14 protein-coding genes and 1 rRNA gene are annotated in these 14,461 nt (G+C 60.3%); 6 read left to right on the forward strand and 9 right to left on the reverse strand.

The genetic code is table 11. From position 1 onward, the window contains the following. Positions 1–35 precede the first annotated feature (35 nt). On the forward strand, positions 36–740 hold the full coding sequence (locus C2H86_RS14295; protein WP_159408665.1) for a lipoate--protein ligase family protein: 705 nt from the start codon (positions 36–38) through the stop codon (positions 738–740). On the opposite strand, the gene crp is transcribed toward C2H86_RS14295, so the two are convergent. Continuing rightward, positions 737–1,381, reverse strand: coding sequence for a cAMP-activated global transcriptional regulator CRP (crp, locus tag C2H86_RS14300; protein ID WP_054885258.1), 645 nt, complete (start codon positions 1,379–1,381; stop codon positions 737–739). The two genes, C2H86_RS14295 and crp, sit on opposite strands and share 4 nt — an antisense overlap. Before the next feature lie 191 nt (positions 1,382–1,572). Between crp and C2H86_RS14305 the strand changes: the two genes are divergently transcribed. Then, positions 1,573–1,995 carry an OsmC family protein gene (locus C2H86_RS14305; protein ID WP_004376171.1) on the forward strand — a complete coding sequence of 141 codons (423 nt, stop codon included), beginning with the start codon at positions 1,573–1,575 and terminating at the stop codon, positions 1,993–1,995. Positions 1,996–2,039: 44 nt separating this feature from the next. Here C2H86_RS14305 and C2H86_RS14310 read toward each other — a convergent pair whose 3' ends face one another. The 6 genes from C2H86_RS14310 to hemJ all read right to left on the reverse strand — a co-directional run bounded on the left by C2H86_RS14310 (position 2,040) and on the right by hemJ (position 6,464). Continuing rightward, on the reverse strand, positions 2,040–3,080 hold the full coding sequence (locus C2H86_RS14310; protein WP_159408666.1) for a DUF2157 domain-containing protein: 1,041 nt from the start codon (positions 3,078–3,080) through the stop codon (positions 2,040–2,042). A 13-nt stretch (positions 3,081–3,093) separates the two neighbouring features. Further along, positions 3,094–3,741: a 2-polyprenyl-3-methyl-6-methoxy-1,4-benzoquinone monooxygenase gene (gene coq7, locus C2H86_RS14315; RefSeq protein WP_159408667.1), complete on the reverse strand. Its 648-nt coding sequence runs from the start codon at positions 3,739–3,741 to the stop codon at positions 3,094–3,096. Positions 3,742–3,807: 66 nt separating this feature from the next. Next, positions 3,808–4,146, reverse strand: a complete 339-nt coding sequence (locus tag C2H86_RS14320) for a histidine triad nucleotide-binding protein (RefSeq protein WP_159408668.1) — start codon at positions 4,144–4,146, stop codon at positions 3,808–3,810. Between the two features lie 62 nt (positions 4,147–4,208). After that, positions 4,209–4,991: an SDR family NAD(P)-dependent oxidoreductase gene (locus C2H86_RS14325; RefSeq protein ID WP_159408669.1), complete on the reverse strand. Its 783-nt coding sequence runs from the start codon at positions 4,989–4,991 to the stop codon at positions 4,209–4,211. A 67-nt stretch (positions 4,992–5,058) separates the two neighbouring features. Further along, on the reverse strand, positions 5,059–6,015 hold the full coding sequence (locus C2H86_RS14330) for an NAD(P)H-dependent flavin oxidoreductase (RefSeq protein ID WP_159408670.1): 957 nt from the start codon (positions 6,013–6,015) through the stop codon (positions 5,059–5,061). Between the two features lie 23 nt (positions 6,016–6,038). Next, positions 6,039–6,464, reverse strand: a complete 426-nt coding sequence (gene hemJ / locus C2H86_RS14335; RefSeq protein ID WP_159408671.1) for a protoporphyrinogen oxidase HemJ — start codon at positions 6,462–6,464, stop codon at positions 6,039–6,041. Positions 6,465–6,606: 142 nt separating this feature from the next. Here hemJ and argC point away from each other — a divergent pair, with 142 nt between their 5' ends. Further along, on the forward strand, positions 6,607–7,641 hold the full coding sequence (argC, locus tag C2H86_RS14340) for an N-acetyl-gamma-glutamyl-phosphate reductase (protein ID WP_060484764.1): 1,035 nt from the start codon (positions 6,607–6,609) through the stop codon (positions 7,639–7,641). Positions 7,642–7,787: 146 nt separating this feature from the next. Then, entirely contained in the window at positions 7,788–8,138 is a 351-nt protein-coding gene (gene erpA, locus C2H86_RS14345) for an iron-sulfur cluster insertion protein ErpA (RefSeq protein ID WP_027917433.1), read from the forward strand. Between the two features lie 58 nt (positions 8,139–8,196). Here erpA and C2H86_RS14350 read toward each other — a convergent pair whose 3' ends face one another. Further along, positions 8,197–9,288: an anhydro-N-acetylmuramic acid kinase gene (locus C2H86_RS14350; protein ID WP_159408672.1), complete on the reverse strand. Its 1,092-nt coding sequence runs from the start codon at positions 9,286–9,288 to the stop codon at positions 8,197–8,199. 3 nt (positions 9,289–9,291) lie between these two features. After that, positions 9,292–10,710: a peptidoglycan DD-metalloendopeptidase family protein gene (locus C2H86_RS14355; protein WP_159408673.1), complete on the reverse strand. Its 1,419-nt coding sequence runs from the start codon at positions 10,708–10,710 to the stop codon at positions 9,292–9,294. Between the two features lie 215 nt (positions 10,711–10,925). Here C2H86_RS14355 and tyrS point away from each other — a divergent pair, with 215 nt between their 5' ends. Then, the gene (gene tyrS, locus C2H86_RS14360) at positions 10,926–12,125 is read left to right on the forward strand and encodes a tyrosine--tRNA ligase (RefSeq protein ID WP_159408674.1); all 1,200 of its coding nucleotides are present in this window, start codon (positions 10,926–10,928) and stop codon (positions 12,123–12,125) included. Between the two features lie 572 nt (positions 12,126–12,697). Next, positions 12,698–14,234, forward strand: a 16S ribosomal RNA gene (locus tag C2H86_RS14365). Positions 14,235–14,461 lie beyond the last annotated feature (227 nt).

The raw sequence follows: 14,461 nt of genomic DNA on the forward strand, positions 1-14,461 counted from the left end.
TTCATGCCCGCAAAAACAATAGGAAAGGTGGATCAATGACCGATCAGCCCTTGGCCCTCACTGTCGAACAGGGCCTGCACGCCGAGCAGGAGCTGCTGGCTGCCGTTTGCCGCGGCGAGCGCGATAGTGGCGTGCTGTTCTGGCGCCCCACCGATCACGCCCTTGTCATGCCGCGTCGCATGAGCCGCCTGGACAACTTCGAAGCCGCCTGTTCGGAGCTGGCGATTGCTGGCTGGCCGGTCCTGCTGCGTGAAACCGGTGGTGAGCCGGTGCCGCAGTCGCACGCGACGGTGAACGTTGCGCTGGTTTACGTGGCCCCGCGCAGCGAAGGCGATCATGGTCGTATCGAAAGCGCCTACGAGCGCCTGTGTCTGCCATTGTGCGATGTATTGCGCGAGTGGGGTGGCGTCGCTTCGGTGGGTGAAATCGACGGTGCCTTCTGCGATGGCCGTTACAACGTCAACCTCAACGGCCGCAAACTGGTCGGCACGGCCCAGCGCTGGCGCCAGGGCCTGGGTGGCAAACGGCCGGTGGTGCTGGTGCATGGCGCGCTGCTGCTGGACAACGAGCGCGAATCGATGGTCGCGGCGGTCAACCGATTCAATGAATGCTGTGACCTTGAGCAGCGCTGTCGCGCCGACAGCCATATCGCCCTGCACGAAGTGGCGCCCGAGGCGCCCTGGTTCGAGCGCCTGTCCCTGGCCTACCGCGACGTGCTGGCGGCGCTGCCCAAGGATTAACGGGTGCCGTAGACCACCATGGTCTTGCCCTTGACCTGTACCAGGCTGCGCTCCTCGAGGTCCTTGAGGACGCGGCCGACCATTTCCCGTGAGCAACCGACGATTCTGCCGATTTCCTGACGGGTGATCTTGATCTGCATGCCGTCCGGGTGGGTCATGGCATCCGGTTGCTTGCACAGGTCGAGCAGGCAACGGGCCACGCGGCCGGTAACGTCGAAGAAGGCCAGGTCGCCGACCTTGCGCGTGGTGTTGCGCAAGCGTTGGGCCATCTGGCTGCCCAGGGCGTAGAGAATCTCCGGGTCCTGGCGGGCCAGTTCGCGGAACTTGTCGTAGCTGATCTCTGCTACTTCGCACTCGGTCTTGGCGCGTACCCAGGCGCTGCGCTGCTGCTCGCCGCCTGCCGGTTCGAACAGGCCCAGCTCGCCGAAGAAGTCGCCATTGTTGAGGTAGGCGATGATCATCTCGTGACCTTCGTCGTCTTCGATCAGGATGGTGACCGAGCCCTTGATGATGAACGACAGCGTTTCGGCACGGTCACCGGCGCAGATGATGTTGCTTTTGGCGGTGTAGCGGCGGCGCTGGCAGTGAACCAGCAGCTTGTCGATGTTCTTGATCTTGGCGGGTAGGGCTGAGGCAACCATCACGAAATCCTGTTCGATGCGAGGCATAGGCTCTTGTTAGACCTTGTCTGGCGCGACGCGCCAGTCAATTGGCGCCAGCTTATCAGACAGCGCCAGAAGTTTTGACACTAAAGCGACTCGCATTGAGCTTTTCCGACAGGCATACAAGGCTTAAGCTGACACCCTTTTGCGAAATGCAGGAGTACGGACAGATGAAGGCACGCATCCAGTGGGCCGGTGAAGCGATGTTCCTCGGTGAATCGGGGAGCGGCCACGTGGTGGTGATGGACGGCCCGCCCGAAGCCGGTGGCCGCAACCTGGGCGTGCGCCCGATGGAAATGCTCCTGCTCGGCCTCGGTGGCTGCAGCAGCTTCGACGTGGTGAGCATCCTGAAGAAGTCGCGCCAGGCGGTGGAAAGCTGCGAAGCGTTCCTGGAAGCCGAGCGTGCCAGTGAAGACCCGAAGGTGTTCACCAAGATCCACATGAATTTCGTGGTCAAAGGGCGTGGGCTGAAAGAGGCTCAGGTCAAGCGTGCGGTGGAGCTGTCCGCAGAGAAGTACTGCTCGGCGTCGATCATGCTCGAGCGTGCCGGTGTTGAAATCACCCATGGTTACGAAATCGTAGAGCTGGGCTGACTTCGAGTTTTTTGGGGCTGCACAGCAGCCCCGGCGATCTCCAGTCAGTCGCGCAGGGCCGGAAGGGCGGTCAACAACCATTCCGGCAAACTGCTTCTGACCGCCTGGCTCAACTGCTCCCGCCGCTTCTGGTATCCCAACCCCAAGCCGATCACCCCCAGCCCGATCAAGGTCAGTACCACCGGGAACAGCAGCGATTCGGCAAATACCTCGTAAGACAGATACCCCAGATACGCCGCCACCCCCAGCGCTCCGAAGACCATGAACACCGGCCGGCGCAACAGCACCGCCATGCCCATCAGCCCCAGGTTGATCAGGCAATACAGCGCTTTGCCCAGTTCGCTGTCGCTGTCCATCATCGTCAGCCCACCCCAGAATGCCGCCAGGCCGGCCAGGTAGCCCCAATGGGCATAGTCCTCGCGAGTACGACCGTCGATAACCAGGAACACCAGCAGCAAACCGAGCCCGAACCACAGCGACACCGTGCGCTGCTGTTCCCAGGAGAAGGGCGAGCCAAACACCCATTCGCTCAGATCCATGGACATGAACCACAGGGCTATGGCAATTGGCATCACCACGAAGGGGTAGGGGATCAGGCGCAGCATCAGCAGCCCGGCAACCACTGTGACGGCCTCCATCAGCAGCCAACCGCCCTGCACGTAGGTGTAGTACTGGTGATAGTCCGCTTGTGCATCATCCAGTGGCCACCAGCCCGTCAGGCGTTCGATGGCGAACACGACCAACGGTACGATGCTGACTGCGACGGCAGCCAGTACCCCGGCGGCAACCGGTTGCTTGCGCCCTTGCAGGTTGAGGGCGAACAATGTGAGGAGAACGATGTAAAGCGTGGCGACTGCCAGCAAGGCCCCATCGCCAATACTCATCCAGGCTTCGGTGAGCAGCCAGCCCATCGCCCCCATGATCAGCAGTGCGCCGAAGTAGAAGGCGACATGGGCAAGCTGGAAACTGCCCCGGGCTGCAGGTTGCTGGCGCAGGAAGACCAGCAAGGCCTGATCCTGGCCTGGCTGGAGAATGCCGGCTTGCACGGCGCGCGCCAGGTCCTTGGCGTCGATACGGTCCGTCATGTGTGCGCCCTTGTCAGATGCGGTAGGTACTCTTGGTCATGACCTTGGCCAGCAGGCTCATGCCGAAACGCACCGGCATCGGGAAGCGATAGCCGCCAGCTTCGAGTGCGGACTCGGCGTGCTGCTCTTCATCCACGCGCATCTGTTCGAGGATGGCGCGGGACTTCTCGTCTTCCTGCGGCAGCTGTTCCAGGTGTTCGTCCAGGTGCTTGCAAACCTGATGCTCGGTGGCGGCGACGAAACCAAGGCTGACTTTGTCGCTGACCAGGCCGGCAAGGGCGCCGATGCCGAACGACATGCCGTAGAACAGTGGGTTGAGCACGCTTGGGTGGCTGCCCAGTTGGCGGATGCGCTGTTCACACCAGGCCAGGTGGTCGACTTCTTCTTCGGCAGCATGCTCCATGGCCTTGCGCACTTGCGGCAGCTTGGCGGTCAGGGCCTGGCCCTGATACAGCGCCTGGGCGCAGACTTCGCCGGTGTGGTTGATACGCATGAGCCCGGCAATGTGGCGGGTCTGGTCGTCATCCAGTTCCGCATCCGGTTGGATGATCGCCGGCGATGGGCGGGATGGTTGGCCGCTGAAGGGCAGCAAGGTGCGCATGGCGGTATCGGCCTGCAGCAACAAGCGGTCTAGCGGCGAGTAGTGACGTTCGGTGGCCATCGGGCACCTCCGCTGAAGTGATGCCCGACAGTTTACCTCAATCGCCTGGGAGGAGCTTGCCTTGGGTCAGCCCGGTGGCCATTGCATCTGGCGCTGGCCAAGTACGTGCATGTGGATGTGGTAGACGGTCTGGCCGCCTTTCGGATTGCAGTTCATGACCACGCGGAAGCCTTCTTCGCAGCCTTGCTCGACCGCCAGGCGTTGTGCGGTGAACAGGATATGGCCGGCCAGGGCCTTGTCCTCTTCGGTCAGGTCGTTGAGGGTGCGGATGTGTTTCTTCGGGATGACCAGAAAATGTACCGGCGCCGCTGGGGCGATGTCCTTGAAGGCCAGGATCTGGTCATCTTCATAGATGATATCCGCCGGGATTTCCCGGTTGATGATTTTGAGGAATAGATCGTCCACAGCACGTGCTCCATGGTGAGTGTCGGCCGAGTGTACTCAGCCGGGCGCCACTCGCCCAGAGGCTATTCCATGCCGACCGGGCAGTAACGGCGGTGGATGAAGCCGGCCAGCTTGCGCGTCAGCCAGCGCGGCAGCAGGCGCGGCGCGAAGGCCAGCCAGCGATTACGGCGTACCGGCATGATCACTGCCCGGTTCTTGGCCAATGCGCGCACTGTGTACAACGCCACTTCTTCAGGGCTCAGGCAACAGCTGTTGCCTTCAAGCCTGGGAATGCGCCGGCGCGACGAGCGCACCGGGCCGGGGCAAAGTACCGAGACCTTGATGCCTGCGGGCTTGAGCTCTTCGCGCAGCGCTTCGCTGAAGTTCATGACATAGGCCTTACTGGCGGCATAGGTGGCCATGCCCGGGCCCGGTGCGACGGCAGCCAGGCCGGCGACGTTGAGGATCTGCCCACCACCTTGCACCGCCATCAGGTTGCCAATGGCGTGGCAAAGGCGGCTCAGGGCAAGGATATTGACCTCCAGCAGGTCCTGCTCGTCGGCCCATTCGTGGGCCAGGAACGGGCCATAGGTGCGCTGGCCGGCACAGTTGACCAGCAGGTCGATGCGTCGCTCGCCCTCTTCGAGTTCCAGCACGAACCCGGACAACCGCAGGGGCTGGCTGAGGTCGCAGGCGCGCAGCAGCACTTCGACGCCGAAGCGTTGGGCCAGTTCGAGCGCTACCGGCTCAAGCGTTTCTCGATGGCGTGCCACCAGGATCAGGTTGCGCCCGCGCCGTGCCAGGGCTTCCGCCAGGGCCAGGCCCAGGCCGCTGGAAGCTCCGGTAATCATGGCGTAACGGGTCATGCAAGGCTCCTGGGGGCGGAAGAGGGCGCCTAGTGTACAGCCTGGCCGGGTGAGTTGTTGCCTTTTGCTACCAGGCCTTGACGCGCAAAGCCTGGGTACGCTCCAGAGCGGTGCGGTACTCGCCGTGCAAGCGCTCGATCAGTGTGGCGGCAGTGGGCAGGTCATGGATGTCGCCGACACCCTGGCCGGCGGACCAGACGGTCTTCCAGGCCTTGGCTTCATCGTCGATCGGCTTGAGCTTGCCTTGCTCGTGCCCGGATTTCAGTGCGGCCATGTCATAGCCGGCCTGTTCCAGGCTGGGGCGCAGGAAGCTGGCCGGGATGCCGGACACCGCTGGGGTGTGGATGATGTCTGCGGCTTGAGCTTCGAGCAACATCTGCTTGTAGGCCGCTTGGGCATGGCTTTCGCGGGTGGCAATGAAACGTGTGCCCATGTAGGCCAGGTCGGCGCCGAGCAGCTGAGCGGCGAGAATCTCATTGCCGTGGTTGATGCAACCGGCCAGCAGCAGGGTCTTGTCGAAGAACTGACGGATTTCGGCCGCCAGAGCAAACGGGCTCCAGGTCCCAGCATGGCCACCGGCGCCCGCTGCCACGGCGATCAACCCATCGACGCCGGCTTCGGCGGCTTTCTCCGCGTGGCGCCGTGTGGTGACATCATGAAACACCAGGCCGCCGTAGCCATGTACCGCATCCACCACTTCCTTCACGGCGCCGAGGCTGGTGATGACAATCGGTACGCGGTGCTCGGCGCACAGTGCGAGATCGGCCTGTAATCGCGGATTGGTCGGGTGGACGATCAGGTTCACCGCATAGGGCGCCGGCGCCTGCAACTGTGCCAAGCCTGCCTCGATTTCTTCCAGCCAGGCCTTGAAGCCGGCGCTGTCACGTTGATTCAGTGCCGGGAAGCTGCCGACCACGCCGCTGCCACAGCAGGCCAGCACCAGCTGGGGATTGGAAATCAGGAACATCGGCGCCGCCACCACAGGCAAGCGCAGGCGTTGTTCGAGCGAAGCGGGCAGGGACATGGGTGAGGCTCCATCGAGTTATGTCAGAACGGTTTGACCACCACGAGAATCACAATGCCCAGCAGGAACAGCACGGGCACCTCGTTGAACCAGCGGTAGTAGACGTGACTGCGGGTATTGCTGCCCGCGGCGAAGCGTTTGCGCTGGGCGCCACAGATGTGATGGTAGCCGGTCAGCAGGATCACCAGGGTGAGCTTGGCATGCAACCAGCCTTGGCTCAGCCAGCCTGGGGTGAGGTAGAGCATCCAGGCGCCGAACACGTAGGTGGCGATCATTGCCGGGTTCATGATGCCGCGGTACAGCTTGCGCTCCATGGTGACGAAGCGTTCCTGACTGATGCTGTCCTGGCTCTGGGCGTGGTAGACGAACAGCCTGGGCAGGTAGAACAGGCCGGCGAACCAGCAGACCACGCTGACGATATGCAGCGCTTTTATCCATAGGTAAAGCATGGAGGGAGTTCCTTCAGGTAATCACGGTCGTCAGATAGTAGAGCCCAAGCGCCAGGAGGGGCACCCCAAGAGTTGTTACAGACGCTTTGCACCCCTATTATCGTGCGCTTTCCAGACGGCTCGTTGATAAGGGGCAAGCGTTATGATCAAGGTCGGTATCGTCGGCGGCACGGGTTACACCGGGGTCGAACTGTTGCGTCTGCTGGCGCAGCATCCACAGGCCGAAGTGGCGGTCATCACTTCGCGGTCCGAAGCGGGCGTGGCGGTTGCCGACATGTATCCGAACCTGCGCGGTCACTATGACGGCCTGGCTTTCAGCGTGCCGGACAGCAAGACCCTGGCCGCCTGCGACGTGGTGTTCTTCGCTACCCCGCACGGTGTCGCCCATGCCTTGGCTGGTGAACTGCTGGCTGCCGGGACCAAGGTCATCGACCTGTCTGCAGACTTCCGTCTGCAGGACGCGACCGAATGGGGCAAATGGTATGGCCAGCCCCATGGCGCTCCAGAGCTGCTCAAGGACGCCGTCTACGGCCTGCCTGAAGTCAACCGTGAAAAGATCCGCCAGGCGCGCCTGATTGCGGTACCGGGTTGCTACCCAACCGCCACCCAGCTGGGCTTCCTGCCGCTGCTGGAAGCTGGCCTGGCCGACCCGTCGCGCCTGATCGCCGACTGCAAGTCGGGCGTCAGCGGCGCTGGCCGTGGTGCAGCGGTTGGCTCGCTGTTCTGTGAGGCTGGCGAAAGCATGAAGGCCTACGCGGTCAAGGGGCACCGTCACCTGCCCGAGATCAGCCAGGGCCTGCGCCTGGCCGCTGGCAAGGACATCGGCCTGACCTTCGTGCCGCACCTGACCCCGATGATCCGTGGTATCCACGCCACCTTGTACGCGACCGTTGCCGACAAGTCGGTAGACCTGCAGGCGCTGTTCGAGAAACGCTATGCCGATGAGCCGTTCGTCGACGTGATGCCGGCCGGCAGCCACCCGGAAACCCGCAGCGTTCGCGGTGCCAACGTCTGCCGCATCGCCGTGCATCGCCCGCAAGGTGGTGACCTGGTGGTGGTGCTGTCGGTGATCGACAACCTGGTCAAGGGCGCGTCGGGCCAGGCAGTGCAGAACCTCAACATCCTGTTCGGCCTGGACGAGCGTATGGGCCTGTCCCATGCCGGCCTGCTGCCGTAAGCGCTTGTTGATCGAAAAGGCCCGCAGTGTGCGGGCCTTTTTGTTTGTCGCGACTAAAGCCGCACAATTCTTGACCGATTTTCTCGGAGAAGCGGATAATGCGCGTCATCGAGTTTTATGGCGGCTACTGCGCCGGGAGAATCAACATGAGCGTCGAAACCTTCACCCCTACGGCTTTGGAATTCACCCACGGCGCCGCGCAAAAGGTGAAGAACCTGGTTTCCGAGGAAGGCAATGACCGCCTGAAGCTGCGCGTGTTCGTCACCGGTGGCGGCTGCTCGGGCTTCCAGTACGGTTTCACCTTCGATGAAGACGTGGCCGAAGATGACACCATTGTCGAGCGTGAAGGTGTTTCGCTGGTGGTCGACCCGATGAGCTACCAGTATCTGGCCGGTGCCGAAGTGGACTACCAGGAAGGCTTGGAAGGTTCGCGTTTCGTGATCAAGAACCCGAATGCCGCGACCACCTGCGGTTGTGGCTCCTCGTTCTCGATCTGAGGCCAGGCTGTACGAAAACGCCGCGCAATTGCGCGGCGTTTTGCATTCTGGCTTGGGATCAGGCTGGGTAGATTGCGCCGAGTACGCGTAACCCCTTGGCCGCCGTCACGCTTGGACGATTGGCGGCTATGCCTTCAAGGCAGCAGTGGGCGAGCCAGGCAAAGGCCATGGCCTCTACCCAGTCCGGATCCACACCATGGGCCCCGGTGCTGGTGACACTGGCCTTTGGCAGCAGTTCGGCAAGCCGAGCCATCAGGGCACCATTGCGAGCACCGCCGCCGCAGACCAGCAGCGCCTCGGTACCTTGCTGGGCGTTTTGCAGCGATTCGATGATGCTGCGCGCAGTCAGCTCCAGCAGGGTGGCCTGGACGTCTTCGTCACGGAAGGCAGGCAGGCCAGTCAGGTGGCCATCCAGCCAGGGCAGGTTGAACACCTCGCGGCCAGTGCTTTTCGGGCCGCTGCCGGCGAAGAACGGGTCACTCAGCAGGCTGCTGAGCAAATCGCCTTGCACCTTGCCACTGGCAGCCCAGGCGCCATCGGCATCATAGGCCTGGCCACGCTTTCGCTCGATCCAGGCGTCCAGCAATACGTTGCCTGGCCCGCAGTCGAAGCCATGCACGGGCTTGTCGCGTTCGATCAGGCTCAGGTTGCTGAAACCTCCCACATTGAGCACCGCCAAGTGTTGGCCGAGGTGGCTGAACAGGGTTTGATGGAATGCCGGCACCAGGGGGGCACCCTGGCCGCCTGCCGCTACATCGCGACGGCGGAAGTCGGCGACCACGCTGATGCCGGTAAGCTCGGCGAGCAGCGCGGGGTTGCCGATCTGCACAGTGAAGCCGCGAGCCGGCTCATGGCGGATGGTCTGGCCATGGCTGCCGATGGCGCGGATGGCTTCGGCCTGCAGCCCTTGCTTGGCCAGCAATTGCCGCACACCGTCACCTGCCAGGCTGGCCCAGCGGTTTTCTGCCAGGGCGGCGCGGGCAATCTCGTCAGGGCCGCTGCTGCAGAGGCTGAGCAGTTGCTGGCGCAGCTCGGCCGGCATGGGGAGGTAGTGAGTGGCGAGCAGTTGAAGCTGCTCGCCTTGATCGATCAAGGCGATGTCCAGGCCATCGAGGCTGGTGCCGGACATCACCCCCAGATAAAGCGCCATGGATCAGCGCTTGTTCGCCGCGAGCATGGTGGCCTTTTCCTGGTCCATGCGGGCGATCAGTGGTTGGCTCTGCTGCAGGAAGCGCTGACGTTCGTTCTTGGCGATCGGGTCAGCCATCGGCACCTTCTGGCTCAGCGGGTCGACGTGCACGCCGTTGACCTGGAACTCGTAGTGCAGGTGCGGGCCGGTCGACAGGCCAGTAGTACCGATGTAACCGATGATCTGGCCCTGCTTCACGTTGCTGCCGGTCTTGATGCCCTTGGCAAAGCCCTGCATGTGACCGTAAAGGGTCTTGTAGCTGTTGCCGTGGGCGATGATCACGGTGTTGCCGTAACCACCGCGGCGGCCAGCCAGTTCAATGCGACCATCACCGGCTGCCTTGATCGGCGTACCACGCGGTGCGGCGTAGTCCACGCCCTTGTGCGCGCGGATCTTGTTCAGGATGGGGTGCTTGCGGCCGGCGGAGAAGCGCGAGCTGATGCGGGCGAAGTCGACCGGGGTACGGATGAACGCCTTGCGCAGGCTGTTGCCGTCGGCGGTGTAGTAGCTGGTGTTGCCCTGCTTGTTGGTGTAGCGCACGGCGGTGTAGGTCTTGCCGCGGTTGGTGAAGCGTGCGGACAGGATGTTGCCGGTGCCGACCACCTTGCCGTCCATCACCTTCTGCTCGTAGACCACGTCAAACTCGTCGCCCGGGCGGATATCCTGGGCGAAATCGATGTCGTAGCCCAGGACCTTGGCCATGTCCATGGTCATGCTGTGGGACAGGCCGGCGCGCTGGGCCGAGGCCGACAACGAACTCTTGATCACGCCATGGGCGTAAGCGGTGCGGACCACGGGCTTGCTGATCTCACGATCGAAGGTGTAGCCCTTGGCGGTCTTGGTCAGGCGGATGGTTTCGAGGTTGCTGACTTTGCTGTGCAGGCTGGCCAGCTGGCCATCCTTGTCGAGTTCGAACTGCAGGACCTGGCCATGCTTCAGTTGGCTGAATTGCTTGGCTTGCTTGTTGCTGGCCAGCAGGTCGTGCACCGCATTGGCCGGCAAGCCGACCTTGGCGAACAGGGTAGACAGCGTGTCGCCACGGGAAACGGTGACTTCGCGATGGCCGGGTTCCTTGACTTCAGGCTTTTTCTCGCTGGCAGGCGCTTCTTGTGCCGCCTGTTCGGTATTGGTTTCGGCGCCGTCGATCTGGGCGAAGGGAGAACCCTGATCGCCTTGTGTCTGTACCAGCGGGGCGGCGTTGGACTCATCCTTCAGCTGCTCGGCCGGGCTTTCCAGCTCCAGGCTGAGGGTGGTCTTCTTGGCTTCTACTTCGCTGGAGGGAAATACCAGCAGTGCCAGGCTGAGCAGAGCGGCGATGCCGCTGGCGGCCAACAGATGGCTTTTCGGATAAAGCGGGGGCGCTTTAGGCGTTTCGTTGGTCATAGGTAAGGTGACTTTGAAGAAAAATGAATATGGAAAAGATGAGTGACATGATGAAGATGAAATAACTGTATAAAATATAACCAAATCTACTTTCGCGCAAGGGCGCGTAGACGCCGTGACGCGTCGGTCGGGTCACATTTCATTTCGAAACTTGTAATTGATGGCCGATCTTGTATGGTTGGCTCCCTTTGAATCTGAGCCTTGCGGGTCTGTCTATGAAGTCGGTTGAAGAGCAGCTGGCGCTTATCAAGCGCGGTGCGGAAGAGGTATTGGTCGAGTCGGAACTGGTAGAGAAGCTCAAGCGCGGCCAGCCTCTGCGTATCAAGGCAGGCTTCGACCCGACTGCGCCTGACCTGCACCTGGGGCACACGGTGCTGATCAACAAGCTGCGCCAGTTCCAGGAGCTGGGGCACCAGGTCATCTTCCTGATCGGTGACTTCACCGGCATGATCGGTGACCCGAGCGGCAAGAGCGCCACGCGCCCGCCGCTGACCCGCGAGCAGGTGCTGGACAACGCCGAGACCTATAAGCAGCAAGTGTTCAAGATTCTCGATCCGGCCAAGACCGAGGTTGCGTTCAACTCCACCTGGATGGACAAGCTGACGCCGGCCGACTTCATTCGCCTGGCATCGCAGTACACCGTTGCGCGCATGCTCGAGCGTGACGACTTCGACAAGCGTTACACCACCAATCAGCCGATTGCGATCCACGAGTTCCTCTACCCGTTGGTGCAGGGCTACGATTCCGTGGCGCTGAAGGCTGATGTGGAGCTGGGTGGTACCGACCAGAAGTTCAACCTGCTGATGGGGCGCGAGTTGCAGCGTTCCTATGGGCAGGAAGCACAGAACATCGTGACCATGCCATTGCTCGAAGGGCTTGATGGCGTGAAGAAGATGTCCAAGTCGCTGGGTAACTATGTTGGCATCCAGGAAGCGCCGGGTGTGATGTACAGCAAGCTGGTGTCGATCCCGGACACCCTGATGTGGCGTTACTTCGAGCTGCTGAGCTTCCGTTCGATGGAAGAGATCGATCAGTTCCGCGCCGACGTTGCCAGCGGTGCGAATCCGCGTGATATCAAGATCAAGCTGGCCGAAGAGATCGTTGCGCGCTTCCATGGTGAAGAGGCTGCGGCCAATGCTCACCGTGCGGCGGGTAACCGCATGAAGGAAGGCGAGCTGCCGGAGGATCTGCCAGAAGTTGAAGTGGCTGCAGCTGAAGACTTGCCAATCGCTGCCGTGCTGAATCGTGCGGGCCTGGTGAAGAACTCGGCGCAGGCGCGTGACCTGCTCAGTGGTGGAGCGGTGAAGGTCGATGGCGCGGTGGTCGACAAGGACTTCATGTTTGCCCTCGGTGCGACCCATGTGTGCCAGGCGGGCAAGAAGTCGTTCGGCCGGGTTACCCTCAAGGCTGAGTGACCGCCTGGTGGTGTAGCTATATAGAAGCGGGGAGGCCGACAGGCCTCCCCGCTTTGTTTTCAGCGATATTAAAGTTTCTTGAAATAAAAGGTTGACGCGCTTTCGAATCCCCTTATAATGCGCCCCACTTCCAGCGACATCGGAACGACAAGCTCCTTGAAATTCAATGAGTTAGGTGGTTAAGGTGAGGTTGAAGGCGCTTCGGTCGAAAGATCGATAGCGGTTGAGATGAAGGTTGACAGCGGTTTTAAACGCTGTATTATTCGCCTCCCGCTAGCGAGTGATCGCAGCGAGTCAAGTGTTTGAAGCTAAACGAGTTTCTCGCAAAAAACTTCAAAATAAACGCTTGACACGAAATGAGGAAAGCGTAGAATGCGCGCCTCGGTTGAGACGAAAAGCTCTTAACCAAACGCTCTTTAACAAATCGAATCAAGCAATTCGTGTGGGTGCTTGTGAGTATGGACTGATAGTCAAAAAGATTATCAGCATCACAAGTGGCCATGCGAGAAATCACATAGTCATTTGAGATTGCTGAGCCAAGTTTAGGGTTTCTTAAAAACCCAAGCAGTATTGAACTGAAGAGTTTGATCATGGCTCAGATTGAACGCTGGCGGCAGGCCTAACACATGCAAGTCGAGCGGATGACGGGAGCTTGCTCCTTGATTCAGCGGCGGACGGGTGAGTAATGCCTAGGAATCTGCCTGGTAGTGGGGGACAACGTTTCGAAAGGAACGCTAATACCGCATACGTCCTACGGGAGAAAGCAGGGGACCTTCGGGCCTTGCGCTATCAGATGAGCCTAGGTCGGATTAGCTAGTTGGTGGGGTAATGGCTCACCAAGGCGACGATCCGTAACTGGTCTGAGAGGATGATCAGTCACACTGGAACTGAGACACGGTCCAGACTCCTACGGGAGGCAGCAGTGGGGAATATTGGACAATGGGCGAAAGCCTGATCCAGCCATGCCGCGTGTGTGAAGAAGGTCTTCGGATTGTAAAGCACTTTAAGTTGGGAGGAAGGGCAGTAAGCTAATACCTTGCTGTTTTGACGTTACCGACAGAATAAGCACCGGCTAACTCTGTGCCAGCAGCCGCGGTAATACAGAGGGTGCAAGCGTTAATCGGAATTACTGGGCGTAAAGCGCGCGTAGGTGGTTTGTTAAGTTGGATGTGAAAGCCCCGGGCTCAACCTGGGAACTGCATCCAAAACTGGCAAGCTAGAGTACGGTAGAGGGTGGTGGAATTTCCTGTGTAGCGGTGAAATGCGTAGATATAGGAAGGAACACCAGTGGCGAAGGCGACCACCTGGACTGATACTGACACTGAGGTGCGAAAGCGTGGGGAGCAAACAGGATTAGATACCCTGGTAGTCCACGCCGTAAACGATGTCAACTAGCCGTTGGAATCCTTGAGATTTTAGTGGCGCAGCTAACGCATTAAGTTGACCGCCTGGGGAGTACGGCCGCAAGGTTAAAACTCAAATGAATTGACGGGGGCCCGCACAAGCGGTGGAGCATGTGGTTTAATTCGAAGCAACGCGAAGAACCTTACCAGGCCTTGACATGCAGAGAACTTTCCAGAGATGGATTGGTGCCTTCGGGAACTCTGACACAGGTGCTGCATGGCTGTCGTCAGCTCGTGTCGTGAGATGTTGGGTTAAGTCCCGTAACGAGCGCAACCCTTGTCCTTAGTTACCAGCACGTAATGGTGGGCACTCTAAGGAGACTGCCGGTGACAAACCGGAGGAAGGTGGGGATGACGTCAAGTCATCATGGCCCTTACGGCCTGGGCTACACACGTGCTACAATGGTCGGTACAGAGGGTTGCCAAGCCGCGAGGTGGAGCTAATCTCACAAAACCGATCGTAGTCCGGATCGCAGTCTGCAACTCGACTGCGTGAAGTCGGAATCGCTAGTAATCGCGAATCAGAATGTCGCGGTGAATACGTTCCCGGGCCTTGTACACACCGCCCGTCACACCATGGGAGTGGGTTGCACCAGAAGTAGCTAGTCTAACCTTCGGGAGGACGGTTACCACGGTGTGATTCATGACTGGGGTGAAGTCGTAACAAGGTAGCCGTAGGGGAACCTGCGGCTGGATCACCTCCTTAATCGACGACATCAGCCTGCTGATGAGCTCCCACACGAATTGCTTGATTCATTTGCTGATCAGAACTCAGTAATGAGCATTCCCTGTGAATGTTGATTTCTGACTTTTGTCAGATCGTTCTTTAAAAATTCGGATATGTGATAGATATAGACTGAACACCAGTTTCACTGCTGGTGGATCAGGCTAAGGTAAAATTTGTGAGTTCTGCTCTTAATTGAGCGAAATGCG

The organism is Pseudomonas putida, assembly GCF_009883635.2.
Lineage (GTDB): Bacteria > Pseudomonadota > Gammaproteobacteria > Pseudomonadales > Pseudomonadaceae > Aquipseudomonas > Aquipseudomonas putida_W.

What these genes read in the sequence shown, in the direction of transcription:
- C2H86_RS14295 (WP_159408665.1), top strand. Translation starts at nt 36, where the DNA reads ATGACCGATCAGCCCTTGGCCCTCACTGTCGAACAGGGCCTGCACGCC.
- crp (WP_054885258.1), bottom strand. Translation starts at nt 1,381, where the DNA reads ATGGTTGCCTCAGCCCTACCCGCCAAGATCAAGAACATCGACAAGCTG.
- C2H86_RS14305 (WP_004376171.1), top strand. Translation starts at nt 1,573, where the DNA reads ATGAAGGCACGCATCCAGTGGGCCGGTGAAGCGATGTTCCTCGGTGAA.
- C2H86_RS14310 (WP_159408666.1), bottom strand. Translation starts at nt 3,080, where the DNA reads ATGACGGACCGTATCGACGCCAAGGACCTGGCGCGCGCCGTGCAAGCC.
- coq7 (WP_159408667.1), bottom strand. Translation starts at nt 3,741, where the DNA reads ATGGCCACCGAACGTCACTACTCGCCGCTAGACCGCTTGTTGCTGCAG.
- C2H86_RS14325 (WP_159408669.1), bottom strand. Translation starts at nt 4,991, where the DNA reads ATGACCCGTTACGCCATGATTACCGGAGCTTCCAGCGGCCTGGGCCTG.
- C2H86_RS14330 (WP_159408670.1), bottom strand. Translation starts at nt 6,015, where the DNA reads ATGTCCCTGCCCGCTTCGCTCGAACAACGCCTGCGCTTGCCTGTGGTG.
- hemJ (WP_159408671.1), bottom strand. Translation starts at nt 6,464, where the DNA reads ATGCTTTACCTATGGATAAAAGCGCTGCATATCGTCAGCGTGGTCTGC.
- argC (WP_060484764.1), top strand. Translation starts at nt 6,607, where the DNA reads ATGATCAAGGTCGGTATCGTCGGCGGCACGGGTTACACCGGGGTCGAA.
- erpA (WP_027917433.1), top strand. Translation starts at nt 7,788, where the DNA reads ATGAGCGTCGAAACCTTCACCCCTACGGCTTTGGAATTCACCCACGGC.
- C2H86_RS14350 (WP_159408672.1), bottom strand. Translation starts at nt 9,288, where the DNA reads ATGGCGCTTTATCTGGGGGTGATGTCCGGCACCAGCCTCGATGGCCTG.
- C2H86_RS14355 (WP_159408673.1), bottom strand. Translation starts at nt 10,710, where the DNA reads ATGACCAACGAAACGCCTAAAGCGCCCCCGCTTTATCCGAAAAGCCAT.
- tyrS (WP_159408674.1), top strand. Translation starts at nt 10,926, where the DNA reads ATGAAGTCGGTTGAAGAGCAGCTGGCGCTTATCAAGCGCGGTGCGGAA.